This is a genomic window from Nocardia sp. NPDC049737 (genome assembly GCF_040674755.1).
In the GTDB taxonomy this organism is placed as follows: domain Bacteria; phylum Actinomycetota; class Actinomycetes; order Mycobacteriales; family Mycobacteriaceae; genus Nocardia.
The window spans coordinates 1-26,610 of sequence record NZ_JBFANH010000046.1 but is presented as its reverse complement, the minus strand read 5'-3'; the positions used below and the strand labels follow the sequence as shown (position 1 = coordinate 26,610).

The window sequence follows — 26,610 nt, the reverse complement described above, 5'->3', positions numbered from 1 at the left end:
ACTCGAGATTTGGTCAGTTGGTGGCGGTGAGGTCGTAGACCGTGACACCGTCGATCGTCTCGGCGCTGAAGTTGGCCTGAACCCAGGCCGCGATTTCGCTGGCTGCCTGGCTGCCACCGCTCGCCGATCCGCGCATCCCACCCATGATCTGGGCGCTGATGAAGTAGTGGATTTTGTGTTGGGCCACATAGTCTTTGAACTGCGACAGCGTGGGCGCCGGGTCGGTGCCGTTGAAACCGCCGAGTGCCATGACCGGATCACCGGTGGCCAGTTGGTATCCAGCGGCGTTGCTGGAGCCGACGACGGCGGCGACCCAGGTGTAGACGTCGGCATCGGTGCTCAGTACCGCAGTCAGGTTCGCGCCCGGTGTTATGCCGCCGAACATTCCGCCCATCGGTGCGCCGCCAGCTGTGCCAGCGCCCGTTATGCCCGACGAACCCACGCCACCGCCAGTGCCGCCCGACGAACCCGCCCCGCCACCGATGCCGATCTGCGGACCCGCCCCGCCACCGGTACCGGTCGACGAACCCGCCCCACCACCGGCACCGCTCTGCGAACCCGCGCCAGCGGTGCCGCCCTGCGCACCCGCCGTACCAGCGCCACCATCGGCGCCGCTAGGCCGTCCGCCGCCCGGGAAGGCCCGGCCCGCACCGGCCGGTCCCGCGGACGGAATCGCGCCGCTGTGTGTTGTCGCCGCGGTGGCCAGCGCATAAGCACCGGGTGCGGCCAACCCGACGGCCAAGGCGACTGCGAGGACTCCACTGGCAACGGCCTTCGGCAACCTACCGACGACCAGCAGCAATGCCGCCGATCCGACACCGGCAATCGCGACCACCGGGCCGAGCCAGGGCAGCCAGTCCCGGGTGCGTGCGAGCAGGACGCAGGCCAGCACGACAGTCACCAACAGCGCACCGGACAGCACAGCGGTGGCGCGAATATCGCCGCGGCGCAGCCACAATAGGTTCGCACCGACTCCGATCGCGCCCGCGATCGCCGGTGCCAGCGCGACCGTGTAGTACGGGTGCAGGATGCCGTTGGCGTAACTGAATACCACGCCGGTGACGATCAGCCAGCCCAGCCACAGCAATAGTGCCGACCTGATCAGATCGGTGCGTGGCGCACGGCGGGTGAGCCAGAGTCCGGCAACGCCGAGAATCAATGCCGCGGGCAATAGCCAGGCGATCTGGCCGCCCATTTCCGAACCGAACAGACGAGCCCAGCCGACATCGAAATTCAGGTTCCCGAGTCCACCGGTCTCGTTACCGGTCAACCGGCCGAAACCGTTGTAGCCCAATGCCAGTTCGAGCACGCTGTTGTGCTGGGATCCGCCGATATAGGGCCGCGACGAAGCGGGCCACAGCGCGACAAGGGCCAGATACCAGCCCGCGGACGCCACCATCGCAAGTACCGCCGCCACCGATCGAACGATCCGGGTGCGCAGCGGCGCATGTGCGGCGAGCAGGTACACCAGCGCGAAGACGGGCAGCACCAAGAATGCCTGCATCATCTTGGCCAGGAAGCCGAAGCCCACCGCCACCCCGGCGAGCGGCAACCACCAAGTGCCGCTGTCCTTTTCGATCGCCCGCAGCACGCTATAGGCCGCGACGGTCAGCAGCAGCACCAGCAGTGCGTCCGGATTATCGAAGCGGAACATCAGCGTCGCCACCGGTGTCAGTGCCAGCACCGCACCGGACAGAATTCCGGCCCAGTGGCCGCTGACGCGCCGCACCGCCGCGTACAGCACCGTGACCGCCGCGACGCCCTCGAGCGCCTGCGGCACGAGCAGACTCCATGAGTTGAAGCCGAACAGCCGTGCCGAAATATCCATCACCCACAGTGCTGCGGGGGTCTTGTCCACGGTGATCGCATTGGCCGCATCGCTGGAACCGAACAGCATCGCCTTCCAGCTCTGCGATCCGGCCTGCACCGCCGCGGCGTAGAAGTCGTTCGCCCAGCCGCTGGCACCGAGATTCCAGAGATACAGCAGTGCTGTCGCGATGAGCAGCACCGCGAGCGATACCCGCCGCCACAGCGGGCCGCACCCGGATGGCCGCGCATCCGATGGCTCGACCGCCGCAGCGGGTAGAGCTCCCAGCAATGTTGTCGTCATGCTTCGATCGTCGCGACCGGACATAGTTGCAAGCTCTGCCGTAACTGTGAGTTCGCTGTGTGGCGCAGCGCTCAGTTCGCGGCGGTGGCACCGGGCAGACGCACGGTGAATTCGGTACGGCCGGTCGCACTCTCGACGGAGATATCGCCGCCGTGTGCCTTGACGACGGCCGCGACGATCGCCAAGCCGAGACCGGTGCTGCCCGCCCGTCGGGAGCGTGACGAGTCACCGCGCGCGAAACGCTGAAAGACCATCGGCTGCAAGGCTTCCGGGATGCCAGGACCGTCGTCGGTCACCCGCCACACGGCTCCCCCGGCGCCGTTGAATTCCAGCGACGTGAGCACCGTGGTGCCGGGACCGGTGTGGACGCGCGCGTTGGTGAGCAGATTGGTGAGCACCTGATGCAACCGGGCCGCGTCACCGGTGGTCACCACCGGTTCGTCGGGCAACTCCAGATCCCAGCGGTGTTCGGGACCGGCGATATGCGCGTCGCTCACCGCGTCGACCGTGAGCTGGGTCAGATCCACCGGTTCGTGTTCGAGCCCACGTCCGGAATCCAACCGCGCGAGCAAGAGCATGTCCTCGACCAGACCCGTCATCCGACGGGATTCGGAGTCCACCCGACCCATCGCATGGGCCACCTCGGCGGGTACCTCGGCCCGTTTGCGTTGCGCCAGTTCGGCATAGCCGCGAATGGCGGCCAGCGGGGTGCGCAGCTCGTGACTGGCATCGGCGAGGAACTGCCGGACACGCGTCTCGCTGTCGTGCCGCGCCGACAACGCACTGGTGATGTGATCGAGCATCCGATTCACCGCCGAACCGAGCTGACCGACCTCGGTGCGCGGATCGGCGTCCGCGGCCGGAACCCGCACGGGCAGTACGACTTCGCCGCAATCCAGTTCTAGATCGGCCACCCGCGCCGCCGTCGCCGCGACCCGATCCAGTGGTGCGAGCGCATGCCGGATGAGCCAGATGCCGACCGTAATCGCGATGATCGAAACGATCGCCGTGACGATCCCCAGGATCAGCAAGACGCGTAGCAGAGTGGCGTCGACGGCGGTCAACGGCATGCCGGTGACAACGATCTCACCCGACCACGACGTATCCGCGACCACCCGATAGCGCCCCTGACCGTCGAGCGCGACATCGACCGGCTTCTCGTTTGCCGGTACCGCGGCGAGCTGCTGTTGTGCGGTATGCGAGAGCGAACGCTGAGTGCCGTCGGCATCGATCCGGCCCGCCTTGCTGACACTGCCCTGGTTCACGATGGCGCCGATGGTGTCGGGCTGGATGCCGCGCCGGTCCAGGAAGTCCGGTCCCGGACCGGAACCCGATGGCGGCGGAGGCGGCGGTGGCATCGACGGCTGGCCGCTGGGTCGTGGCCCGAGGCTCGGACCGCCGCCGACATCACCGAGTGAGCGCTTCTGTACATCGATCAGTTCGGTGTCCAGTTGGTGCACCAGGAACTGCCGCAATGCGAATTCGGTCACGGCCCCGATACCGACGACCACGATCACCAGCAACAGCACCTGTCCGACCAATAGGCGGGCCCGCAGCGACCAGCGCCGCGGCTTCAGCACCCGGCGTGCCACCTCAGGTTGCGGGCTTGAGGACATATCCGGCGCCGCGCAGGGTATGGATCATCGGTGCCCGACCACTGTCGATCTTCTTGCGCAGATACGACACATACAGCTCGACGATGTTGGACCGACCGCCGAAGTCGTAACTCCACACCCGATCCAGGATCTGCGCCTTACTCAGCACTCGCTTGGGATTGCGCATGAAGAAACGCAGCAATTCGAATTCGGTGGAGGTCAGGACGATAAGCTCACCGGCCCGGGTGACCTCGTGGCTGTCCTCGTCGAGCACCAGATCGCCGACCACCAGCTGCGCGCCGCTGTCCTCGGTTGCCACACCGGTGCGGCGCAGCAGCGAACGCAGCCGCAGCACCACCTCTTCGATGCTGAAGGGTTTGGTGACATAGTCGTCGCCGCCCGCGGTCAGCCCGGCGATGCGGTCCTCGACCGAATCCTTGGCCGTCAGCAAAAGCACCGGCAGGTACGGCAACTGTGCGCGCAACTTGCGCAGCACCTCGAGCCCGGTCATATCCGGCAGCATCACATCGAGTACCACCACATCCGGGCGAACCTCGCGCGCCTTCGTGACGGCCGTTCGACCATCGCCCGCGGTGGCGACCTCCCAGCCCTCATATCGCAGGGCCATCGACATCATGTCGGCCAGTACGGGCTCGTCGTCGACGACCAGCACGGTGATGGGGCTGCCGTCGGCGCGGCGCATGACAACTCGTTCGGCCGGGCCGTTCCCGGCGCTCATCACGGACATCGTCCTACCATGACCGCGAACGCTGGGGTGTAGCTGTGCCGAATCTATGCGTCAGCTGTGAGTGCGTACCCAGCCGATCCAGAACCAGCGCACAGCCGACGCCAAGGTCGGCGGACCAAGGTCGGATCCGAGCATTTATTCGGTCCGCACCGCAAGGAGCACCATGAGTCATCCCACGCAACAGCCGCCATCGGAACCCGACACGGTCTGGGGCGCGCCACAACCCGCGCAGCCGGGCACCTGGTCCACCAAGAAGACCCTGGCCGCGGTCGGGATTGCCGGAGCGATCGCCGCGGCGGGCGGCGGTGCCATCTATGCGGCATCCTCGTCCGATTCGAACAGCAGCCATGGACCGGGCGGCCCCGGTGGCATCGGGATGTCGATGAACGGCGCGTCGGGTCGATCCGGTCAAGCGGGCGGACCCGGTTTCGGCAATGCCACGATTCCCGCGGCGCTGCACGGGGAGTTCGTCGTTGCCGACGGCAATGGCGGCTACACCACGGAGCTGACTCAGACCGGGACCGTCACCGCCGTGAGCGCAACCTCCATCACCGCCACGAGCAGCGACAACTACACCCAGACCTACACCATCTCCGGCACGACCAGCGCGTCGACGGTGAAAGCCGGGGATACGGTGAGCATTCGCGCCACCAAGACCGATGGCACCGCCACCGCGACCTCGATCATCGCGGGCAATGCGGCCGCGCCCGGCGGGATGAACGGCCCGGGTGCGATGAGCGGTGCACCTGGGCAGCTGGGTAGTGGGCCCGGCCAGTTCGGCGACGGTACGTCCGGAGCGGGCAGGGCTGGTGGGCAGAGTCGAACCGGCAACTGATCGGTTCACAGCTCGCACTTAACTTGCGCCCACGATGGACAAATGTTGGGGCTCAACGATTCTCGGTGTCGGCACGGAGAAGCGGCCGAGGAGTTTCGGATCTGATCCGACAACAGGAGGAATGCAGATGAGTTTCACATCGAAGCTGGCAGTGACCGCGGCGGCCGGTGCCGTCGCGCTCGGCATGCTCGGCATCGGAGCCGGTGCGGCGAGCGCCGACGGACAACAGGGACCGGTGCCCGGACAGCAGTGCCAGCCTCCTGGCGATCATCCGCAGGGCCCGCCGCCCGGTGACCACCCGGATGGTCCGCCGCCCGGCGACCACCAGGGACCGCCGCCCGGTGACCACCCGGACTGGGACCACCCGGACGGGGACCACCCGCAGGGACCGCCGCCACAGTGCCAGCCCGGTCAGTAAACCCTTGCAGCCCAACACATCCCGCTGACGTCAGCGCGGCGGTGGACTCGACAGTCCACCGCCGCGCTTCGTCAACGTCGGCCGTGCGCCGACACCCCACCGGATCAGCATGGACGAGGGGTTCGACGAGTCGACCGGATGACGAAATGCAGCAAACACACCCGACCACCGGAGCCACAGCGGCCCCAACGACTCCATCCAACAATCCCTTCGATCAACTCGACGGTGCTGTTGCAATCACCCCTCGAGCCCAAGTCGGGCGAGGCCGCCGTAGATTCCACCTGATCTTGATCAGGGGGCAGTGAGATTCTCCGAGTACTGGTGACCGGCGGGTGTCGAACCTCTTGTGAATCACAGCATTTCGAATCACGCAGGGTGAAGTATGATGGCGCGGGCAGTCGCTCGAAGTGCAGGCGGCCGTATCGAAATCTTGTGCCGGGTCGACCGAGGTGGCGGATATGGGTCTGAGTGGTAAGCGGTTCCTGGATGTGGCCGGGAGCAGGGATACGGCCGTGACGGTGCTGGCATCGATCACCGCGTTGTACTACCTGATCGTCGCGGTCACCAACTGTATCGACACCGATACCAATCGGCGCGGTGTGCAAGCGGTGCTGTCGATGCAAGCCACGCTCCACCACTCCGGTACCGACTGGCATGCCATCACCAACAGCACGGTCATTCTTATCGCCTACATCCTCATCGTGACCTGGGAGTATCTGACCGGCTTCGTGCTGCTCGCGGGTGCGGCGACCGGCTGGTGGGCACTGATCGGCCGGAACTCCGCCAGAACCGCACTCGCAGCGAAGTTGTCGAGCCTCGGCTGGACCATGGCGGTCCTGCTGTTCGCAGGCGGCTTCCTCACCATCGGCGGCGAGTGGTTCCGGATGTGGGCGAACAAACAAGTGAACGCCACGTCGGCGGCGCTGCAGAACTTCCTCATAGCGGCCGTCGGACTCATCCTCGTGCACATGTCGAGCCGAGCTGAAACCCGAGAGCAGCCGTAGCAGAAGACCTTTCGTCTAATCGGCATCGTGCTCGACCACGCTGGCGGATATAGCTTCTCGTAGTTCCGCCTGGCCTAGCTGGTTCAAACACAAGATCTGGCTGCTCGCCATCACCCGGCTGGGGAACCGCAAATACTTGGCAGAGCAGGACATTCACGTAGCACCGCTACGCACCGTGCTCGCCGGGATCCGCGCGGGGCGTAGGCAGGGAAATAGTTGAGATCTTCAGCGGCTCAGCACCGTGGTGTCGAAGAAATGCCGCGAGGCCCGGTAAACGTGCCTGCCCACTTCGATCGGACGCCCGGAATCATCGAAGGCGACCCGCTGCATGGTCAGCAACGGCGCGTTCGTGCGCTCGTCCAGCAGCTGCGCCTCGGCCCGGGTGGCACCGCGCGCGCCGATCCGCTGCCGCGCGAGTGCGATGTGAATGCCCTTGGCCCGCAGGCATTCATAGAATCCGTGCAGTTCGAGCTGGTCGGGTGCGGGCGCGAATTCGGCAGGCACGTAATTGGTCATGACCGCCAGCGGCTCACTTCCGGCGCGCCGCAGCCGGCGGAAGGTAACAAAGCGGGCGTCCTCGGGCACGCCGAGTTCCTTGGCGATATCGGGATCTGGAGCGCCGAGCTGGTAGTCGAGCAGTTCGGTGGTCGGCTCTTGGCCCGCGGTGAGCAGATCGTCGTACAGACTGGTCAATTCGACCGGGCGATGCACCTGATTCTGCACCACCTGGGTGCCGACTCCGCGCCTGCGCATCAACAGCCCTTTATCGACCAGCGCCTGGATCGCCTGCCGCGTGGTCGGCCGCGACAGATTGAGCCGTTTGGCCAGGTCCAGCTCATTTTCGAGGCGGTCTCCAGGAGCGAGCCGACCTTCCAGGATGGCGTTCTCGATGCCTTGTGCCAGTTGGAAATACAGCGGGACCGGGCTGGTGCGGTCGATCGCGATATCCAGTGGCGCTGGCATCGTCGGCTCCTCGGGGCGAGCGGGCGCAGGTCAGCGCCCATTTCTTCCACTGTAAATCACGACCGGCAGGTTTTGATGCATATGTCCGTAAGTCAGTATGTCCTGACAAAGTCTTGACAAGTGGGAATGACGGGCGCACAGTCTGGATACGCGGCGATGCCCGTCCCCCTAGGACCCTGGAGTCAGCCTGTGAACGCTCAATTCGAGGTCGTGTCGACCGGTCGGGTCGGCGTCGACATCTATCCGCTGCAATCCGGCGTGGGTCTGGAAGATGTCGAAACCTTCGGAAAGTTCCTCGGTGGCAGTGCGGCCAATGTCGCCGTCGCGGCGGCTCGGCTCGGGCGGCGCACCGCGCTGTGGTCCGGCGTCGGCGCTGATCCCTTCGGCCGATATGTACGGCGCGAACTGGTCCGACTCGGCGTATCCGATGCCCTCGTGCAGACCAGCGACAGCTTGCCGACCCCGGTGACCTTCTGCGAGATCTTCCCGCCGGACGATTTCCCGCTGTACTTCTACCGCAAGCCGAGCGCACCGGACCTGCAGATAACCGGCGGCCAAGTAGATCCCGACATCATCCGAGATGCGGGCGTCTACTGGTCGACGGTCACCGGCTTGTCCCAAGAGCCTTCTCGTGCCGCGCATTTCGATGCCTGGTCGATCCGGCAACGGCGGCCGCTCACCATACTCGATCTGGACTACCGGCCGATGTTCTGGGCCGAGGAGAACCAGGCCCGCACACAAGTGCGCGCGGCCCTGCCCCGGGTGACGGTGGCGGTCGGCAATCGCGAGGAGTGCCGCATCGCCGTCGACGAGACCGATCCGCACCGCGCCGCCGACGCGCTGTTGGATCTGGGTGTCGAACTGGCCATCGTCAAACAGGGGCCCGATGGGGTGCTCGGCAAGACCCGCCACGAATCAGTGATGGTGCCACCGGCCACCGTCGAAGTGGTCAACGGCCTCGGCGCGGGCGATGCCTTCGGCGGCAGTCTGTGTCACGGCCTGCTGGCCGGATGGGATCTGGAGACCATCCTGCGCCGCGCCAATGCCGCCGGTGCGATTGTGGCCGCCCGGCTCGAATGCTCCACCGCCATGCCGACCAGCGCCGAAATCGACGATCTCGTCGCACTGTCACTGACCGGGGAGGCCCAGAAATGAAGGTAGCGTCGCGCAGCGATTCGATGAGGGGCGGTGGCCGGGAGACGGGCGGGCCCGATTCAACCTCGGCACCTGCGGCAGTGCGGTCCTATGCCGAGCTGACCGAGTTGCGTGCGGCCGATCCCGGCGCCATCGCCAGAGCCTTCGCCACGCGGACCCGCCGGGGTCTGGTGCGCGGCGACGGCCGGTTGATGATCATCGCCGCCGATCATCCGGCCCGCGGCGCGCTGTCGGCATCCGGCAACCCATATGCCATGAACAGCCGCAAGGAACTGCTGGACCGGCTGGTCACGGCATTGGCTCGGCCGGGTGTGGACGGCGTGCTCGGCACCGCTGACATCCTCGAGGATCTGCTGCTGCTCGGCGCGCTCGAGGACAAGGTCGTCTTCAGCTCGATGAACCGCGGTGGTATCGCTGGTGCGGATTTCGAGCTCGACGACCGGATGACCGGCTATACCGCGCGGGCCACTGCCGCGGCCGGGCTCAACGGCGCGAAAATGCTCAACCGGTTCGACCTCGCCGATCCCGGCACGCTGTCGATGATGACCGCGAGCGCCGCCGCCATCGATGATCTCGCCGAGTTCGGTTTGACCGCATTGCTCGAGCCGTTCATATCGCACCGGCCCGATGGGCCGGGGACCGATGTGGTCAACGACCTGTCACCGGATGCGGTCATCAAGAGCGTGCATCTGGCGCAGGGGTTGGGCTCGACCTCGGCCTACACCTGGTTGAAGCTGCCCGTCGTCGCGGAGATGGAGCGCGTCATGGATGCCACCACCTTGCCCACCCTCCTGCTCGGCGGCGACCCGCAGACCAGCCCTGCCGAAACCTATGCGCGCTGGGCGAAAGCCCTTGCGCTGCCGGGTGTTCGGGGTCTGATCGTGGGTCGTGCACTGCTGTATCCGCCGGACGACGATGTCGCGGGTGCGGTCGATACTGCCGTGTCACTGGTGCGGTGATCGCGATGCACAGCAAGCATTACGTACCCGCCGCCCGCACCTACCGTGCGCCGTACACGGTGGCGCTCACCCAGGAGGCGGCCGGGTGGGATCACGCCAGCCTGCACATCATCGAACTCGCGCCGGGACAGTCGCATCGCACGCACAGCCGTTGCGATGAGATCGTCGTGGTGCCGCTATCCGGTTCGTGCACCGTGGCCAGTGCTGGCGAGACATACGAATTAGCCGGGCGCAACAGCGTTTTCGACGGTCCGACCGACTTCGCCTATGTCGGGCGCGATCGCTCCTACACCGTAACCAGCACGGGTGGTGGACGATTCGCGCTCGGCGGTGCCCGTGCCGAGCGGCAGCTGCCGCTGCGCTATGTGCCCGCAGCCGATGTGGCGGTGGAGTTGCGCGGTGCGGGCAATTGCAGCCGCCAGGTGCACAATTTCGCGACCGCGGACACCTTCGAGGCCGATTCGATCATCGCCTGCGAGGTGATCACGCCCGGCGGGAATTGGTCGTCGTATCCGGCGCACAAACACGATGAGCTCTCCGATACCGAGACCCCGCTCGAGGAGATCTACTACTTCGAATTCGCCCGTGGCGCAGACGATTCGCCCGGATTCGGCTATCACCGGGTGTACGGGACTCCCGAGCGCCCGATCGATGTGCTCGAGGAGGTCCGCGACGGTGATGTAGTGCTGGTGCCGCACGGCTACCATGGACCATCTATCGCCGCCCCCGGCTATCACATGTACTACCTGAACATCATGGCCGGTCCCGGACCGGAGCGGGCTTGGCGGATCAGCGACCACCCGGCACAGACGTGGCTGCGCGGCACCTGGACCGATATGAAAATCGATCCGCGCCTCCCGATGAACACCGGGGAGACTCGACGGTAATCCGAATCTCCGCTTCCCACTGAATCTCCGGCTGGTTTCTCAGTATGGGGAACAGCTGTTGTCGGGGCGATGCCGGACAATCTCTTCTGGCTCGAAGTGGGCCTGCTTTCTTTGCCCCCCAATGCTTTACGAGTCATAGCACCGAGTGGGCGCAACGACTGCGGAATCGACTCCAGCAGAGGAGATATCGTGACCAGTGAGCGGGACGCGCTCTCGGACAGATACCGCAAGTTCCGGGTCGAGAATTTCCCGCAAACCGATTTGGCCGGTTATCTGCCCGTCGACGGCGTCGAAGTCAAATTTCTCGACGGATGCAATCGATCTTGCATCTTCTGTGTGAACGAGGATTACATCGGGAAACGGTTGAATCCGTTGGACACCGGTCGCTTCGCGCAGTCGCTGTTCGACTGGATCGACTCGCCCACCGAGCCGGAGCGGCCCGAGGCGGTCTACGGCACCGGCGGCGAGCCACTGATGGCGCTGGATCTGGTCGAGGAGGTCTTCCGACCGCTCGGCGAACGCGGCATCACCACGCGCCTGGTGACCAATGGCACGTTGCTGGACGAGAAGCGGATCGCTCGACTGGTCGACATGAAGTTATCCGGGGTGAAGGTCACCTACAACACCGCCGATGCCGCGCGACTGGCGACCCTGATGAAGGGCTCGAAATCCGATGACGCCGAACGGATTCTGCGCAATATCCGGCTGGCCAAGGCTGCCGGACTGTGGGTGTTCATCCGAATCGGGCTCGGCAAGCACAACTTCGACGAGGCACCGCGGATCTATCGCATCATGCGCGAGATCGGCGTCGATGTCGTACAGATCAAGCCATGGATTCCGTCCGGACTCGCGGCGGCGAATCAGACCGAGCTGAGCCTGAGTCCCCCGGTGCTTTTCGATCGGTTCACCGGAATCATGGAAGAGCTGTACGAGGAAATCCAGCAGCCAGGGGGTCCCGAGGTGACCGTCTCCTGCTATCCACCCGCGCGGAATCTGGGCTTTACCGTCAAGGATTGCGCCAATGTGGCCAAGATCTACTGTGAGCCCTGCGGCCATGCGCTGGTGTGCAACTTCTCCGACGAATACCTCGGCAGTTGGTTTCCCGAGGACGGTGGGCTGCTCGCGTGCGTCCAACGCCGGCGTGAGTTGTATCCGAAGATCATGGACGCCAACGGTGTCGCATCGTGCCCGGCCCGGCTGAACTGGTCCTCCCCCACCGCGGTGGTCAACCCCGCGCCCGAGTGGAAACCCGCGTCACTATTGCCGCTCGCTGTCATCAATGCCGAATGAGTTCGCAGCGGATCGTGCTCCTTTCGCGTAAACCGCTCATCGAGCGCCCGTTGCACGAGTGGCTCGCGGAGGTGGTGACCGACACTGTTCTCATCACCGTGCCCGGGGCGTTGGCTGATATCGGAGCGGATGTTCGAGGCCGGTTTCGCGACTGCCGGACCGTAACGGACTACCAATCGTGGTCCACGGAATGGACGGCCGAATGCGCGGCGCGCGAGCACCGAGTCGGACTCGTCGCCAGTTCGAGCGAGGACGATGTGCTGCGCAGCGCACGACTGCGGGAACGGCTCGGATTACCGGGGCAGACAACGGAATCCGCGTGCGCCTACCGCGACAAGCTGATCATGAAGGATAGGGCGGCACGGGCCGGAGTGGAGGTCCCTGGACGGCGAGCGATCGACCGGCCAACCGACCTGATGGAGTTCATCGAAGAGGTGGGACTTCCCGTCGTCGTGAAGCCGCGCCGCGGCGCCGCATCCATCGGAGTGCGCATCCTGCGCGACGGATCCGATGTCACCGCATTTCTGGCGTCGGGCGAATTGCCCGCGGCGCCACAGCGTTCGGGCCGGTTGATCGCCGAGGAAAACATAGACGGCGACTTCTTCCATGTGGATGGCGTAATAGCCGATGCGGCGGTGGTGCACTGCTGGCCGAGCCAGTACAACAGCGGCAATGCCGAAGCCGCACAGACAGAGTCCGAACTGTCCAGCGTGCTGCTTGCTGCGGACGACCCGAGAACCTTTGCACTGCAAGAGTTTGCCGCCGACGTCCATCGCGCTATGTCGACGCCTTCGTTTCCGACGAGCTTCCATCTGGAGGCATGGATACCTGCGCACGGCAGGCCGGTGCTGTGTGAGGTCGCCTCGCGGACCGGTGGTGCTCTTATTGCCCGAACCTATCGGGAAGCGTTCGGCGTGCATCTTTCCCGGGAGAATCTGCGCGGACAGTGCGGACTGGGCCTCGAACTGAGGCATCAACCCGCCGTGCCTCGGCGCGCCGGTGGCTGGGTGCTCTTCCCACCCGGACACGGCCGGTTCGAACCGCCAACCGGCGCCTGTCCCGTTTCCGGATCGGAAGTCGAATTGCACATGCCCGCAGGCACTTTCGCGCAAGGGCCGGAATATGCCGCACATTCGGCGGCGGCGGTCGCGGTGCATGCCGACACCGCCGCACAGGTGCGGGAACGAATCCGGGAGACAACGCGCTGGTGGGCCGAGGAGGTTCGGTGGCTGAATTGATCCGCGAGCGTCCACGTCGGGTGGCGGTGCTGTCGAAGAAACCGTTGACCACGCATCGATACGATCGCTGGCTATCGGAATTCCGGACAACACTTTTCGCCGAGGACACGCCCGCGAGTCGCACCTTATTGTCCGGGGAACACCAATACTCGACCTGGCACCTCTTCCCGGATTGGAAGCGCAACCGAGCTGTCGACCAAGCGGTCGCGGCTGAGCATGCCGAACAGCCCTTCGACCGGATCATCGCGCTGAGCGAATGCGATCTCGTCCGAGCCGCCGAACTTCGCGATTACCTCGATATTCCGGGGCAGAGCCTGGCATCGGCCACAGCGTTCCGGAACAAGTCTGTCATGAAGTCGCTGGCAGGCCGTGCCGGGCTGCACATTCCGGAGCATCGCCTCGTGGACTCGATTGCCACCCTGATGGACTTCGCGGACAACCACCCCGATGGTGTCGTGGTCAAACCGGTCGACGGATCGGGCTCGGTCGGCGTCGTGGTGTTGCACGGCCGAACCGAGATCGAGGCTTGGGCGCATTCCCGCGCGCTGTCATCTGACGACCCCGCCGACTACCTCGTCGAAGAATGGGTTGCGACACCGATGCTTTCGGTGGACGGACTCATGCGAGCGGGTCGGGTCCAGGCCGTAATGGTCGGCGCCTACACCCGGACCTGCCTGCATTCGCTGGTCGAATTGGAGCCGCATGGCATTCTGCTGCTCGACGCCGACGATCCGCGTGCCGCCTCGGCCCGCGATTACCTCGACCGGCTGCTGCGCGCACTGCCTGCCCCAGAGGAGACCATGAGTTTTCATTGCGAGCTCTTCGATCACCCCCGCCACGGCCCGATACTCTGCGAGATCGCTTGCCGCACGGGCGGCGGCAATGTGAACCTGATCGCCCGCAAAGCTCTCGGTATTGATCTGGACCAGGCTTGCTGTCTCGGGCAGGCCGGTATAGACGTGCCGGTCGAACGCACGATGCCCGAATCCGGGCGCTGCTACGGGGATATCGTCGTGCCGCGGTCTCCGCGATCACTGCCCGTTGGTCTGCGCTGCGATCTCCCCGGCGTCATTCGGTTCCACCGGAAGGATCGTCCCGGACGTGCCGCGAAGGTGTCGGACTACGTGATCGATGCGCTGCTGGCGGACGACGACCACGTGGGGGTGCGCCGGGTGTACGACTCGGTCATCGAATGGCTGGACGAGCACATGCTGCCCGAGTCCGCGAATGGGCGGTGCTGACCCCCGATGGATCTCGGACTAGCCGGACGCGCCTATTACGTCACCGGGGGCAGCCGCGGCATCGGAGCAGCGGTGGTGGCGCTGCTGCTCGCCGAAGGGGCTGCGGTCGCGACCTGTGCCAGAGACGCTGGGGCGCTGGAGCGGATGCGGGCCGCGCTACCACCTGAGCACGCCGACCGGCTGCTGACACACACCGCCGACGTTCGGGATGCGCTGGCCTTGGAACAGGCCGTCGCGCGGGCGCTCGAACAGTTCGGACGGCTCGACGGTGTGCTGGCCAATGCGGGGGCCGGGGTGTCCGGCGGTGTACTGACGACACCGGAATCGGAGTGGCACAACCAGTTCCAGATGAAAGTGGGATCGGTGCTGAACCTCGTTACCCCGGCGCTGCCCGCGCTGCGAGAGTCGGACGCTGGACGGGTGGTGGTCGTCAACGGTGTCACCGCGCACGCGCCCGAGCCGAGCATGGCTGCCGTCAGCGCGACGCGGGCCGCCGTGGCCAACCTGACCCGTTCGCTCGCCATTGAACTGGCGCCGTCCGGGGTTCTGGTCAATGCGATCAGCCTCGGTGCGATCGCGACCGACCGCCAGCACGCGCGATACCTCGCCTCCGAGAGAGCCGAGCCCTTCGATGACTGGTGCGCGTCCGAGGCGAGCCGAAGGGGGATACTGCTGGGGCGCTTCGGTACACCGCAGGACGTGGCTCCCATTGCAGCACTATTGCTTTCGCCGATCTGTTCCTATGTGACCGGCAGTTCCATCGATGTCTCGGGCGGGTCGGGTGGCCGTACCTGACTGGGAGATCATCATTGCCAGGCACGGCCCGACCGAATGGTCACGAGCCGGGCGATTCAGCGGTCATACCGATATTCCACTGTCCGCGGAGGGGCGAACCCGGGCAGCCGATCTCGGCAGCGCACTGCGGCGACCGCTACCGGAACGCATCGTCAGCAGCGACCTGACCCGGGCACGACAGACTGCTGAAGCAATCGCCCTAGCCGCCGGGCTCGACCCGCGCCTGATCGCGATCAGCAGCAGGCTGCGCGAAGAATCGCTCGGATCATGGGAAGGCCGCACTCCAGGCCGAATCGCCAGCACCAACCCGGATGGCTACGCCCGCTGGCTGGCAGGTGACATCGGTGCATTCGACGGTAGAGAAGGACTGGCGGCGGTGGCGCGGCGGGCTGTTCCCGTAGTGCTCGAGCAGTGCGCCGGGCGGCCTCGGACGACCGGGCGGCTCGTCGTGGTCACACATGCGAATACAGCGTTGGCAATCATCGGCGCGCTCGGCGATATTCCGCCCGGCGAATGGGCGGACCTGCCATGTCCCGGACCTGCCCAAGCCATGGTCCTGTGGTGAGCGGGGCCGCTCGGGCACTGGCCTGCGCGGTGCTGATCACCGCCTTCGGCAACGGTCTGTATCTCGCCGGTGCGGTGCTCTTTCTGACCCGCTCGGTCGGGCTGAGCGGCACCGACGTGGGAATCGGACTGACGATGGCGGGCGTGACCGGACTCGGCGCGGGGCCGGTGGTGGGTCACCTCGCCGATCGCTTCGGTGCGCGCGAGATCTATCTGCTCACACTGACCGCCGAGGCGCTTGCCACAGGAAGTCTTGTCCTGGTGCACAGTTTCGCGGTTTTCGTGGTCGTCGCGGCCGCGGTCGGCGTTGCCGAGCAGGGCAGTAGAGCCGTGCGTGGTGCGCTGATCGCACGGATCGGCGGGGATACGCCAGCGCGGCTGCGTGGCTATCTGCGATCCGTCACCAATATCGGCGTGGCTTTGGGTGCCGCCGGTGCGGGTCTGGCCATCCGATCCGATACGCGCACAGCATATTCGGCACTGATCCTTGTCGATGCCGCGAGTTTCCTGCTCACCGCGCTGGTAATCGCTCGGATTCCACGACAGTCGCCGCTGCCACGGCCCGAGCGCCGCACCATGCGCCGCGGCCGGTTGGACCTGCCGTTCCTGGCCGTCACCGCGGTATACGGCCTGCTGTCGCTGCAGTATGCGGTGCTAACAGTGGCGCTGCCGCTGTGGATCGTCTCCCATACCCGCGCTCCGGCCTGGCTGGTCTCGCCGCTGCTGCTGACGAACACGCTACTTGTCGTCATGCTTCAGGTGCGAGCGGGCCGCCGCGTCGATTCCATCGCCGACGGAATTACGATCACCCGCCGGGCCGCTGTCCTGCTGGCGCTGAGCTGCCTGCTGTTCTGCGTAAGCGGTGCCGGCTCGGCAGTTTTCGCCGCTTCGGTCCTGACGCTCGCGGTGATAGTGCACACGTTGGGCGAAATATGCCACGCCGCAGGAGAATTCGAGCTCAGCTTCGCCCTTGCGCCGGATCATGCACAAGGCCGCTATCAGGGGATCTTCGGCATGGGAACGGGAGTCTTCATCGCCGCCGCCCCGGCTTTGCTCAGCGTGTTCTGCATTGATCGCGGCCCGGCCGGATGGGTTCTGCTCGCCGGCGTATTGCTGACCGCTGGACTCGGCATCGGGCCGATAGCGCGCTGGGCCCAACGCCGCGCGGTACATCTGGTCGATGCGTGACACCGAGCAGGCTCGTTACGTGGCCGAGGTGGTGGTTCGAACAGTGGTATACCTCAGCTGGTGGGCGATGAATTAGTGACCGGCGAGTTGGCCGTTGATGGGCTCATGCGCAGCGTTGCCGTGCGTCCACCGCGGGAACGAAATGCACCGTTGGTCGTTGTGCTGCACGGCAATTTCTCGGCCAGCGAGCGGACGCATGCCAGGCCGATCATGTACGACTGGACCAGTTTCGCCGCCCATGCCGACGAATGGGGCATTGCCGTCGCGTACCCCGATGGTCACGGCGGCTGCTGGGCCGACGGGCGCGGCGTCACAACGGCCGACGAGGCCGGGGTGGACGATGTGTCGTTCTTGTGCGCGGTGATCGATTGGTGCGCCGACCGGTTCGGTACCGCGCCGGATCGGACACTCGTCGCCGGTATATCCAACGGCGCGTTCATGTCTCACCGATTCGCGCTGGAGGCCGCCGATCGAGTGCCGGTGTTGGCCGCGGTCGCCGGTGGGTTCCCCGCGGCGTTGCTCGATATACGGCCCACCCATGCGGTGTCGGCGATGCTCATCAATGGTGATGCCGACCCGATTCAACCGATCACCGGCGGATACTCACGGCGCAGCAGGGCGAACGGCGAACCTCGCGGCCACACATTGGGATTGATCGAAACAGCCCGGCACTGGCAGGGCCTGGATCGCTGTGCGGACGACGGGGGCACGGTTACGACGGACAACTCGAGCCGCCACACGGTGACCGGCGGCGTCGGCGGGACGGAGGTCTCGGCGTGGACAGTTTTCGAAGGCGGCCACACCTGGCCGGGCACCCCTGTTCCCGCAGAATGGGCCGACACCCCCGGCTCGGCAGTCACCCTGGAATTCGATGCCGCAGAACAGATCTGGAACTTCGCCCACCCCCTCTTGATCCCGGCGTCAACCCGCAAACTCTGAACTCCTGGGCCGCGACCGCTGCGGCACCGGCCGTCCTTTCGCGCCGACACGCAGCACTGACCCCAACCGCACCGACGAGGATGCTGTGATGCCCGGTGGTTGTCAGGAGACGGCGAGTTCGGCGACTCAGCGGTGTCATCACCCACTGACCACGCGGTACCGGCGCGGACGGCATGAATGCTCGCGCGCACCGATTCCCACGCCACCCGTGTTTCGCTCCCCGATTACCTGCGCGGCGTGACAGAAGATGCGCGGGAGCACGATCCCTCCGCATACGGCACAACACGGGCTTGCTCCGCCTAAGATCGGTCGCGTACGCGCTCAGGGAGGGAGCCGATCATGTTCGATCTTTCGCGTTATCACACGCTCACAGCCATCGGGCTGTTGATGCTGCTCGGCACAACCGCTTGCGATGCCGACGACCCGAGTTCGCCCGCATCTCCGAGCACCAGCCCGTCGGCGGTGAGCCCGACCCGCACCACGCCGCGTACCTTCGCCGATCTCGCAACTCACCCTTGCAGCGCCTTGGATGCCGCGGATACCACCCGATTCGGGGTCACCGCCCCCGGCACCGAACAACCCGGCGCCGCCCGCGGATGCTTCTGGACAACCCCCACCACCGGATTCAGTTTCTATCCCCATCCCTCATCCGATCTGACAACACCGCTGCCGCCCGTCCCGGGCGCGACTGCGATAACCGTCGCGGACCATCGAGCCGTCCAGATCCGCCAGTCCCTCCAGGACGGCAAGGAGGCAGGCTGCACCATCACCGTCGCCACAACGACCGGCGGATCGTTCAACGTCGAGGTCGCAATCGCGGGCGCAGGCAGCGACACGGCACCCGTCGTCGACACCTGCGCGCTCGGAATCGATATCGCCACAGCAGTTCTCAGCCACGTGGCATAACCGCAGCGCCGCTCAACCGGTGCGGAAGGTGGGTCGCCTGGAGGGCTACCGAACCGAACCAGGTTCGATGTACGCCGAACCCAGTTCCGGGCACGGGTCGGCTCGATCAGGCCGAGCGCGTCTTCGCACTGGTGCGGCCGCACCGCGAGCGCACCTCGACAAGTGGGATCGCGCGATCGAGTACGCCCGGCAAGCCGCATCCTTTTCGATCGACGAATCCGACAACCGCCCCACTGCCCGTGTTAGTTCTCGGCGCGCCTTCGCCGTGGCCGCGCGGCCGATCAGGCGCGAATATGTAGGCCGAAGCCCGTGCGGCCCTTGGCTTCCAGACCTTCACGCAGGCGCAGGGACGGCATTTCGTAGTCGCCGCCGTTCTGGGTGCGGAAGGCGATGGGGTCGGTCTCTTCGATCGACAGTAGGCGCTGCTCCCAGGCCTTGGCGGTGTCGGTGAAGTCTTCGGGCGAAAGGCGGTCCGTGCTGTAGGTCAGGAACGGGGGCAGCACGTCCATGCCGGGGTAGTAGAAGATGCCGTGCTGGATCGGGAAGAGGAGATCGTCGATGGGGCCGTTGATGCCGCGGTCGGTGTAATGCGATTCGCGGCCGCCGATCGTCACCGACAGCATGGCCCGCTTGCCCGCGAGGGTGCCCTCCCCGTATCGGTCGCCGTAACGGGTGTCGCTGTGTTCGCCGACGCCATAGGCGAAGTGGTAGGTGAAGACTCGGTCGACCCAGCCCTTGAGGATTGCCGGCATCGAGTACCACCACAGCGGGAATTGGAAGATCACGGTATCGGCCCAGAGCAGTTTTTCCTGCTCGGCCGCGATATCGGCGATGAGTGTGCCGGTGTCGTACGCGCGACCGGAGTCCGTGGCGACCCGCAGCGGGCCGCTCGTCCCGCCGAAATCGTCGGCGTCGACGGTCGCCTTCCATCGCATCGCGTACAGGTCGCTGACCTGCACCTCGTGCCCGGCCTCGCGCAGGGTTGTCACCGCGATGTCCTTGAGCGTGCCGTTGAGTGACCGCGGTTCGGGGTGTGCGTGGACGATGAGTGTCCGCATTTGCTGCTCCTTCGGATCGGATGTGTTCGATATTCGGCGTCTGTGCGGCCGCCGTTCAGGGACGCTTTTTCCATCGGACGGGACTTCCTGGTATCGGCAGGACCACCCTTGCCCCGCGAAATCGTGGCAATACTGGAGAGATGGACGAGCTCAGCGACTTCCTGCGCACGCGGCGGTCCCGCGTGGATCCCGGCTCCGTCGGCATTGCGGCCGATTCGCGCCGTCGGGTGGCCGGGTTGCGCCGGGAGGAGGTCGCGCATCTGTCCGGGGTAAGCGTCGACTATTACGTTCGCTTGGAGCAGGGACGCGCCCGGCAGCCATCCGCGCAGGTCCTCGATGCGCTGGCCAGGGTGCTCGGCCTCGCCGATGTGGAACGCGAGCATCTACACCGGCTGGCCCGCCGTCCACAGCGCCCGGTGAAGCCAGTTCCGAATGTCCGCATTCGCCCCGAGTTACGGCGGGTGTTGGATCTGATCCCTGACGCACCCGCTTTCATCGTCGATCACCGCCTCGAGGTAATGGCGGGCAACCGGCTCGCGGAACTGCTGTACGGACACAGCCCGATGAAGGGCTTGAATATCGCCCGCCATATCTTCTTGGACGACTGCGGCGCACGCTCGCTCTACGCCCAGTGGGAGGTCTGCACCCGCGATGTCGTCGGCCACCTGCGCCTCGCGGCGGGCAAGTATCCCGACGATCCGAAACTGTCGGCCCTGATCGGCGAACTCGCCGTGCACAGCGACCGCTTCCGCAAGCTGTGGGCACGCGCCGACGTCCGCTCCCGAACCCACGGCCGCAAGGCCTTCGTCCATCCCCTGGTCGGCACCCTGGACCTACATCAGGAGAACTTCGCGCTACCGGAGGAAACCGGCACCGAGCTCGTCATCCTGTCCGCTGAACCAGGCAGCGAATCCCACGACAACCTGCGCCTACTGGCCAGCCTCGGCGCCACGGACGCCGTGGTTACGCCGGACCGGCATATGACGCAACCCTAGCGAGCGTCTTTTTTGATGTAATACGGTCCATACTTCGGGTGTTCGAATCCGATTCCGTGGCGCACCACCAGAGCTGGCCACGCTCCTGCGCGAACCGACCCTCTACGACGCGTTCTGGCGTCACCGTGCGCGCACCGGGCTCGATGTGCCGCGCTCGGCACTCGAACGGGGATGTCACCGCACGGCCCTGAACCTCGACGACTACGTGCCCTCGTTTCGCGCCACCGAACCTGTCGTGCCCGGCATCCTCTGCGAGGTCGCCGCAGAATGGTGGGCCCCTGGCGGCGATCCCGTTCGGAGACCGAATCTTCCCACGGATGGGAAGGCGCAGTGGTGTGCGCGAGAATTGCGGGGTTCTTCGGGTTCAGAAGTTGAGCCGGCGCGGTGTCCCTGCGGACATTCATTGACGGGTTCAAGCTCGGAGGACGTTGTGTTTGCCGACGTGACTGCCCAGCGCGGTGGTAACGGATTGGACCGGGCGAGGTGTGACGGGGTCAGAGGGTAGATGACTCTGCAATTGCCCGCAGGTTTACCCGCGCCGGTGATCGACTGTGTTGCCGGACATTTCCCCCGCGGCGATGAAACCGCCACCCGCCGCGCGGCGGACTACTGGTCGGACAAGGCCGAACAATGCCGCGGCTACGCCGAGCACCACACGACCCTCGCCGAACGCACCCACCATGAGTTACGCGGCGAAACCGGCACCGCTATCACCCAGAACCACCACGACCTCGCCGAGAAATTCATCTCTCAAGCCGATTTCATCGACACCATCGTCGAAGAGCTCTACGAAGCCGCCAACCAGATCGAAGAGCAAAAATGGACCGTCATCGGCTTCGCGACAGTCCTGGCCTGGCAACTGGCGCGGGCAGCGCTCATGTTCTCCCCGGCCGGCGCGGCCCTGGAGTTCCGTATCGATTCCATGGCCACCGACACCGCCTGTCAGGTCCTCAAACGCCGTTGCCTGATCTTTTTGGCCGGACAAAGCTCCAAATACGCCACCCAACGCGGCACCATCGTCCTGGCCGGCAAAGCCATGTTCTGGGGCGCCACCCAAGTCGGCGGCATCAGCGCCGCCGTGCAAGCCGGACAAATCCTCGCCGGCAACCGTGAATCGATGGACTGGACAAAAGTCGGGATCGCCGCCGCCGCCGGCGGCGTCGGCGGTGGCGCAGGAGCCCTCGCCGGATCCTGGGTGGGTGGGCGTTGGATCATCCCCAACACCATCACCCGCGCCGAAGCCGCCACCAGCACCGCCGCACGCGTGGGATTCCAACTCGCCGGGACCTCCCTCGTCGGCGCCACCGGCGGCCTCGCCGGCGGTATCTTCGGCGCCCTCACCTCCATCCTGCTGTCCGGTCAACCCTTCACCACCAAAGCCCTCACCGAGGGCCTGCTCCCCGCCGTCACCGGCGGATTCCTCGGAGCCGCCGCCCACGGCGCCGCCGAAATCCGCACCAACACACCAACACACGCGACAACCACACCTGAGTCCACGGTTGCCGCCACCACCGCGCCCGCCTCTCACTCGCGAACCCAGGCACTCGTCAACGCGTTCGCTGACAACGGCCTTATCAACCCGACCGACCCGGCCGGGTCCAACCAGCAACTCACCCAAATCCTCGCGCGGCTGCGCCAGCCAGCAGCCGAACCGAACCCGCTGCCGGCGCCGGCATCGTTCATGCGCGACGACTACCACATCAGCAGTATCTGGAAACCCAAGAGTCCCGACGCTGTGCCCCCCGATGGCGTCAACACCGCCACCGCCGACCAAATCCAACACCCCACAGGCGCTCGGGTGCCAACGAATATCGCACCACCGATCCAGACGGTGTACGCGGCCAATAACGGCGGTGCTCCACACCTGAACCCAGCAGCCCCCCAGGCGGCAGCACCTCCCGCCGACGCCCCCGCGCCCGACGGCCCGACACACCAACGCGCCGACGGTGACCCGGTCAACGCCCGCCCACACACCGATCGTCCGGCACCGGATGCGCCGCGGCCGACCCCGCATCCGGCCGATAGCGAGCCTGCGCGCCCGCATACCAATGAACCAACGGCACGACCGGTTCGGGATTCCGGTCCAACATCCGAACAATCCGGTCCTCGGGTCCAACAGCCCGCCACCGCGGACAACGGGCACGGCTCGGTACCGGCCCCTGGCCACGTCGGCTCGAGCAGCACTGCAGCACAACCCTCCCCGGTAGCCCCGATGGCAGATGCCGCCCCACTGCTCGATTCCGAGGCCCCGGCCCGGCATTCCACTGCCGAGCAGGCCGCGGCTGGCCCGCAGCCGCGGCCGTCCGACAGCGATCCCCCCAAAGCGCGCATCCACTCCGACGAACCAGCAGCTCAACGAGACGCCCAGCAGCAAGGTTCCGCGCCCGACGATACCGGCGCCTCCAGCGAACAACACACGGCCGACGCCGATGCGAACGGTGGTCCGCAGCCACATCCCTCCGACGCCGATGCGAACGGCGGCGCGCGGCCGCACCCCTCTGACGCCGACGATGGCGCGCGGCCGCATCCCTCGAGTGCTGGCCCGAATGGTGAACAGCCGCAACCGGTCCCGGCAGGTTCGAGCGCGACACCCAACAGCCCCGCGCGGACCGGCACCGCCCAGCCGCAACTCGCCGATGGCCGCCCGGCCGGTACCCGTCCCCGTTCGGACACGCCGACTGGCTCACCGCAGCGAGGGCAGGATCGCCGCGGCGGCGCGGCTGCGGGCACACCGCGACAGGACAGACGCCGCACGGTGGTCACCGCCCAAACCGACACCAAACCCCCAGAACTCGAGGTCACGCCGGCCAACGCACAGGAGGCCGCCCCCGTCCTCGTGAGCGTCACAGCTCCCGACCAAGCAGCTTCGGTAGCACACCCCGCCGATTCGGCATCGAGCAAACCTGGATCTGCAGGCCAGCCGCACCCGGGCGAATCCCACACCCCAACAGCAGCCGAATCACACCACTCCACAACAACTTCCGACGCACCTGCTGGCGGCGAAGTTTCGGCACGCGACAGGAACGCCTCGACCGACGGCAACGGAACCGACAGAACCGAAAGCACTCCGGAACACACCAGAGCCCCTGAGCCGCAACCCGATCAACAGACCATCGACGCCCCCGCACCGAAACAACCACCAGCAGTACCGGATGCCGCCACAGACCACGCGACCGCTACGGCTACCGACGTGCGGCATCCCGCCGACAACGAGCCAGCCAACGCGCGCAACCACGCCGACGACCCAACAGCCCAACCGACAGCTCACCACGATCCCACACCGGACAATGCCTCCACATCCGGCCGCCCGCACCCCGCCGACACCGAAGCAACCACCGGTCCTCGCCCGCACCCCGCCGACACCGAAGCAACCACCGGTCCTCGCCCGCACCCCGCCGATTCGCCGTCGAACAAGACCGACCCTTCGACCGCTGAGCAGGCAGCAGACCCGGTGTCCCATGATGCTGATTCCTCTGCTGTGGATCGACCGGATGTTGGTGAGCGAGCGGTCCGGTTGGCGGGGGAACTGAGGACCGAGTTGGCGGAGTTGCCCTCGGGCGATCCAGCGGTGAAACACGATCTCACCGAGCAGCAAGGTGAGCAGTTCACGGCGGCGTCGAAAAAGATGCTCGCGCTGTATCGGTCTCGGACCGAGGAGTTGGCTGGCGAGTCGTGGGCCCAGCGCAGGCAGGTGATGGAGGACGGGGACGAGGTGGAGTCGCTGCTGCGCTACATCCACGCAGTACGCGAAGGCACGGGCAAAACGCCGCGGTGGAATCAGATCAAGGCATTCCTGGTCGCAGAACACGGATACATGCGGCAGATGGGCACGGCGCAGGGCAAGACGATTGTCGGCTCAGAGGACTCGCTGTGGCAGCTCTCGCGCGGGGAGCCGGTGCAACTCGCCGACGGGCGGTGGGTACGGGTCCATCATGTGATCACCACGACCGAGGTGCTGGCCAACGAAGGTTTCCGGCAGTTCGGGACGATGATGCGCAGCCTCGGTTACGAGGTCTCTCGCTGGGATCCGCACAATCCGCCCGCTGATCCGCAACGCCCGACCGTCTACTACATGACCTATGACGAACTTGCGACAGCGAACTTGTTCGACCGGTTGCCACCGGGGGACACCGCCACGATCGATGAGGCCGACGCGGTACTGGTCCACGACCAGACGGTGCACTACCAATCCGACGGACAGCGTGCGCCTGCCTCCGATGTCGAGGCCGCCGGAGTGTATCGGGTACGGGATTTCCTGCGGGGTGTTCTGGCGCACCGGGAGTTGACATCCGCGGATCTGCGTGCCCGTCCAGAAGAGAGCCTGGCGAGGGTGAGCCGGTTGTGGGAAAGCTACGCCGGGCGGAAATTCACAGCCGAGGAAACCGAGATGGCCCGTACTTTCCTCGATGTCAAAGCGGGCCGGCTGAAACTGAATCGCGATTTCCAGAAATTCGATGACAAGATCCAGATCCTCGACGAGAACGGCAAACCCCGCAGCGACCCGAAAGTCGGCACCGACAGCCGCTGGTTCGGGGGCCGCCACAAAATGGTGGAAGCGATGTTCGATGCCCAAGTCTATTCCGACGGGACCGGTTCGAAACAGGTCACCGTGGAAGACGTCCTCGGCCGATACCGGCGGTTGAACCTGATGTCGGGCACACTCGAGCGGACCGCCACCGAGATCAAGGAAAACTTCCCCGTCCAAGGTGGCCTGGCGAAGATCGAGAACTTCGGAAAATCGAACCTGGTGGGCGAGCAGGACCAGATTTTCCTCACCGGACCCGAGATGTTCAAAGACGCGGTCGAGCAGGTCCGCCAGTTGCAGGACAAGGGCAGACCAGTTCTGGTTATCGCCTCCAACGACGTCGCATGGAAATTCTCGCTGATGCTGAAAAAGGCGGATATCGAACACACCGCCATCACCGGCAAATGGTTCGCCGAACACCGAGACAACAACGCCGCCGAAGAACACCTCTCCGGAGTCATGGACACCGCAGGCAAGAAAGGCAACGTCACCGTCGGCACCCCCGGGATGCTCGGCCGCGGTTTCGACGCGGTCGTCGACGCCGAAGTCAACCAATTGGGCGGACTCCACGCCCACATGCTCGGCCGCTCAACCAACGCCGACACCGACGCCCAATGCGCCGCACGCGCCGGCCGCAACGGCAGCAACGGCAGCTACCGCTTCAACGACACAATCACCGGAAACCTCTACAGCGAAACACACAATCCTCAGGCGAAGATCGCAGTCGCACACTATAAGACCGCCGCAGCCGAACACGCCCAAGCTGTCGCCGAACACAACGAAGCAACCCGTGCACCCGGTACACCGGATACAGCGCAACCGGACCAGACCAGTGGCACCGCCTCGGCTGCGGCAAAGGCGAAAGTCGACGCCACAGCCGCCGACGTCGCCACAGCCGAGCAGGAAATCCGCAGCCTGACCCCCACACTGCAGAACGAAGCCGCCGAACGCGCCCGCCTCGGGCGCGCGATCAGACGCGCCAACCAGGCGGCTCAGTCGGGCGACCATACCGTCGGCCCGCCCGCGCACGCTCCCCCGACAACCCAGTCAGAGGACCCGAACCGAAGACACTTCATCAATCAAATGCCACAGGAATTGTCCAGTGGCACACTCAACGCTGCCACAGCAGGGCAAGAGTCGCTGCTCGACGACAAAATCAGCAAGTCCGGCAGGCCGTTGCTGGCCGATACAGCCGAG

At 65.8% G+C, this 26,610-nt stretch carries 21 protein-coding genes; 16 read left to right on the top strand and 5 right to left on the bottom strand.

Translation table 11 applies throughout. The annotated features are described in order from the left end of the window. Nucleotides 1-13 precede the first annotated feature (13 nt). From AB0J47_RS38385 to AB0J47_RS38375, 3 genes are all read right to left on the bottom strand, one after another. The gene (locus AB0J47_RS38385) at nt 14-2,110 is read right to left on the bottom strand and encodes a glycosyltransferase family 39 protein (RefSeq protein WP_364358268.1); all 2,097 of its coding nucleotides are present in this window, start codon (nt 2,108-2,110) and stop codon (nt 14-16) included. A 71-nt stretch (nt 2,111-2,181) separates the two neighbouring features. Then, a complete protein-coding gene (locus AB0J47_RS38380) occupies nt 2,182-3,726 on the bottom strand; it encodes a HAMP domain-containing sensor histidine kinase (RefSeq protein ID WP_364358265.1) in 1,545 nt (514 codons plus the stop codon). After that, the gene (locus AB0J47_RS38375) at nt 3,704-4,444 is read right to left on the bottom strand and encodes a response regulator transcription factor (RefSeq protein ID WP_364358316.1); all 741 of its coding nucleotides are present in this window, start codon (nt 4,442-4,444) and stop codon (nt 3,704-3,706) included. Before AB0J47_RS38375 ends, AB0J47_RS38380 begins: the two co-directional genes overlap by 23 nt. A gap of 172 nt (nt 4,445-4,616) precedes the next feature. On the opposite strand from AB0J47_RS38375, the gene AB0J47_RS38370 reads away from it, so the two are divergent. From AB0J47_RS38370 to AB0J47_RS38360, 3 genes are all read left to right on the top strand, one after another. After that, a complete protein-coding gene (locus tag AB0J47_RS38370; protein WP_364358262.1) occupies nt 4,617-5,288 on the top strand; it encodes a hypothetical protein in 672 nt (223 codons plus the stop codon). A gap of 127 nt (nt 5,289-5,415) precedes the next feature. After that, nucleotides 5,416-5,706, top strand: coding sequence for a hypothetical protein (locus AB0J47_RS38365; RefSeq protein ID WP_364358259.1), 291 nt, complete (start codon nt 5,416-5,418; stop codon nt 5,704-5,706). A gap of 458 nt (nt 5,707-6,164) precedes the next feature. Continuing rightward, nucleotides 6,165-6,710 carry a DUF2165 domain-containing protein gene (locus AB0J47_RS38360; protein WP_364358256.1) on the top strand — a complete coding sequence of 182 codons (546 nt, stop codon included), beginning with the start codon at nt 6,165-6,167 and terminating at the stop codon, nt 6,708-6,710. A 225-nt stretch (nt 6,711-6,935) separates the two neighbouring features. Here the strand turns inward: AB0J47_RS38360 and AB0J47_RS38355 are convergent, their stop codons facing one another. Then, entirely contained in the window at nt 6,936-7,673 is a 738-nt protein-coding gene (locus tag AB0J47_RS38355) for a GntR family transcriptional regulator (protein ID WP_364358253.1), read from the bottom strand. A 189-nt stretch (nt 7,674-7,862) separates the two neighbouring features. On the opposite strand from AB0J47_RS38355, the gene iolC reads away from it, so the two are divergent. The 11 genes from iolC (at nt 7,863) to AB0J47_RS38300 (ending at nt 18,835) form a co-directional block, all read left to right on the top strand. After that, nucleotides 7,863-8,828, top strand: coding sequence for a 5-dehydro-2-deoxygluconokinase (gene iolC, locus AB0J47_RS38350; RefSeq protein WP_364358250.1), 966 nt, complete (start codon nt 7,863-7,865; stop codon nt 8,826-8,828). Further along, on the top strand, nt 8,825-9,787 hold the full coding sequence (locus AB0J47_RS38345; protein WP_364358247.1) for an aldolase: 963 nt from the start codon (nt 8,825-8,827) through the stop codon (nt 9,785-9,787). The genes iolC and AB0J47_RS38345 overlap by 4 nt, the downstream gene beginning before the upstream one ends. A 5-nt stretch (nt 9,788-9,792) precedes the next feature. After that, nucleotides 9,793-10,674, top strand: a complete 882-nt coding sequence (gene iolB / locus AB0J47_RS38340) for a 5-deoxy-glucuronate isomerase (protein WP_364358244.1) — start codon at nt 9,793-9,795, stop codon at nt 10,672-10,674. A gap of 189 nt (nt 10,675-10,863) precedes the next feature. Continuing rightward, nucleotides 10,864-11,964, top strand: a complete 1,101-nt coding sequence (locus tag AB0J47_RS38335; protein ID WP_364358241.1) for a radical SAM protein — start codon at nt 10,864-10,866, stop codon at nt 11,962-11,964. After that, the gene (locus AB0J47_RS38330) at nt 11,961-13,202 is read left to right on the top strand and encodes a hypothetical protein (RefSeq protein ID WP_364358238.1); all 1,242 of its coding nucleotides are present in this window, start codon (nt 11,961-11,963) and stop codon (nt 13,200-13,202) included. The genes AB0J47_RS38335 and AB0J47_RS38330 overlap by 4 nt, the downstream gene beginning before the upstream one ends. Further along, nucleotides 13,190-14,443 carry a sugar-transfer associated ATP-grasp domain-containing protein gene (locus AB0J47_RS38325; RefSeq protein ID WP_364358235.1) on the top strand — a complete coding sequence of 418 codons (1,254 nt, stop codon included), beginning with the start codon at nt 13,190-13,192 and terminating at the stop codon, nt 14,441-14,443. Before AB0J47_RS38330 ends, AB0J47_RS38325 begins: the two co-directional genes overlap by 13 nt. Before the next feature lie 6 nt (nt 14,444-14,449). Beyond that, on the top strand, nt 14,450-15,238 hold the full coding sequence (locus AB0J47_RS38320) for an SDR family oxidoreductase (protein ID WP_364358232.1): 789 nt from the start codon (nt 14,450-14,452) through the stop codon (nt 15,236-15,238). Further along, entirely contained in the window at nt 15,225-15,803 is a 579-nt protein-coding gene (locus AB0J47_RS38315; RefSeq protein ID WP_364358229.1) for a histidine phosphatase family protein, read from the top strand. Before AB0J47_RS38320 ends, AB0J47_RS38315 begins: the two co-directional genes overlap by 14 nt. Next, on the top strand, nt 15,800-16,990 hold the full coding sequence (locus tag AB0J47_RS38310) for an MFS transporter (protein WP_364358226.1): 1,191 nt from the start codon (nt 15,800-15,802) through the stop codon (nt 16,988-16,990). Before AB0J47_RS38315 ends, AB0J47_RS38310 begins: the two co-directional genes overlap by 4 nt. Nucleotides 16,991-17,050: 60 nt before the next feature. Further along, on the top strand, nt 17,051-17,929 hold the full coding sequence (locus AB0J47_RS38305) for a hypothetical protein (RefSeq protein WP_364358223.1): 879 nt from the start codon (nt 17,051-17,053) through the stop codon (nt 17,927-17,929). Nucleotides 17,930-18,268: 339 nt separating this feature from the next. Beyond that, nucleotides 18,269-18,835 carry a DUF3558 family protein gene (locus AB0J47_RS38300; RefSeq protein WP_364358220.1) on the top strand — a complete coding sequence of 189 codons (567 nt, stop codon included), beginning with the start codon at nt 18,269-18,271 and terminating at the stop codon, nt 18,833-18,835. A gap of 281 nt (nt 18,836-19,116) precedes the next feature. On the opposite strand, the gene AB0J47_RS38295 is transcribed toward AB0J47_RS38300, so the two are convergent. Continuing rightward, complete coding sequence (locus AB0J47_RS38295) at nt 19,117-19,893, bottom strand: NAD(P)H-dependent oxidoreductase (RefSeq protein WP_364358217.1); 777 nt, start codon at nt 19,891-19,893, stop codon at nt 19,117-19,119. A 140-nt stretch (nt 19,894-20,033) separates the two neighbouring features. Here AB0J47_RS38295 and AB0J47_RS38290 point away from each other — a divergent pair, with 140 nt between their 5' ends. Together AB0J47_RS38290 and AB0J47_RS38285 are read left to right on the top strand one after the other, a co-directional pair. Continuing rightward, nucleotides 20,034-20,888 carry a helix-turn-helix transcriptional regulator gene (locus AB0J47_RS38290; protein ID WP_364358214.1) on the top strand — a complete coding sequence of 285 codons (855 nt, stop codon included), beginning with the start codon at nt 20,034-20,036 and terminating at the stop codon, nt 20,886-20,888. A 505-nt stretch (nt 20,889-21,393) separates the two neighbouring features. Continuing rightward, nucleotides 21,394-26,610: hypothetical protein (locus AB0J47_RS38285; RefSeq protein ID WP_364358211.1), on the top strand; the 5,217-nt coding region annotated here is incomplete at its 3' end.

What these genes read in the sequence shown, in the direction of transcription:
- AB0J47_RS38375 (WP_364358316.1), bottom strand. Translation starts at nt 4,444, where the DNA reads ATGAGCGCCGGGAACGGCCCGGCCGAACGAGTTGTCATGCGCCGCGCC.
- AB0J47_RS38330 (WP_364358238.1), top strand. Translation starts at nt 11,961, where the DNA reads ATGAGTTCGCAGCGGATCGTGCTCCTTTCGCGTAAACCGCTCATCGAG.
- AB0J47_RS38370 (WP_364358262.1), top strand. Translation starts at nt 4,617, where the DNA reads ATGAGTCATCCCACGCAACAGCCGCCATCGGAACCCGACACGGTCTGG.
- AB0J47_RS38320 (WP_364358232.1), top strand. Translation starts at nt 14,450, where the DNA reads ATGGATCTCGGACTAGCCGGACGCGCCTATTACGTCACCGGGGGCAGC.
- AB0J47_RS38360 (WP_364358256.1), top strand. Translation starts at nt 6,165, where the DNA reads ATGGGTCTGAGTGGTAAGCGGTTCCTGGATGTGGCCGGGAGCAGGGAT.
- AB0J47_RS38345 (WP_364358247.1), top strand. Translation starts at nt 8,825, where the DNA reads ATGAAGGTAGCGTCGCGCAGCGATTCGATGAGGGGCGGTGGCCGGGAG.
- AB0J47_RS38385 (WP_364358268.1), bottom strand. Translation starts at nt 2,110, where the DNA reads ATGACGACAACATTGCTGGGAGCTCTACCCGCTGCGGCGGTCGAGCCA.
- AB0J47_RS38355 (WP_364358253.1), bottom strand. Translation starts at nt 7,673, where the DNA reads ATGCCAGCGCCACTGGATATCGCGATCGACCGCACCAGCCCGGTCCCG.
- AB0J47_RS38295 (WP_364358217.1), bottom strand. Translation starts at nt 19,893, where the DNA reads ATGCGGACACTCATCGTCCACGCACACCCCGAACCGCGGTCACTCAAC.
- AB0J47_RS38380 (WP_364358265.1), bottom strand. Translation starts at nt 3,726, where the DNA reads ATGTCCTCAAGCCCGCAACCTGAGGTGGCACGCCGGGTGCTGAAGCCG.
- AB0J47_RS38365 (WP_364358259.1), top strand. Translation starts at nt 5,416, where the DNA reads ATGAGTTTCACATCGAAGCTGGCAGTGACCGCGGCGGCCGGTGCCGTC.
- AB0J47_RS38290 (WP_364358214.1), top strand. Translation starts at nt 20,034, where the DNA reads ATGGACGAGCTCAGCGACTTCCTGCGCACGCGGCGGTCCCGCGTGGAT.
- iolB (WP_364358244.1), top strand. Translation starts at nt 9,793, where the DNA reads ATGCACAGCAAGCATTACGTACCCGCCGCCCGCACCTACCGTGCGCCG.
- AB0J47_RS38300 (WP_364358220.1), top strand. Translation starts at nt 18,269, where the DNA reads ATGTTCGATCTTTCGCGTTATCACACGCTCACAGCCATCGGGCTGTTG.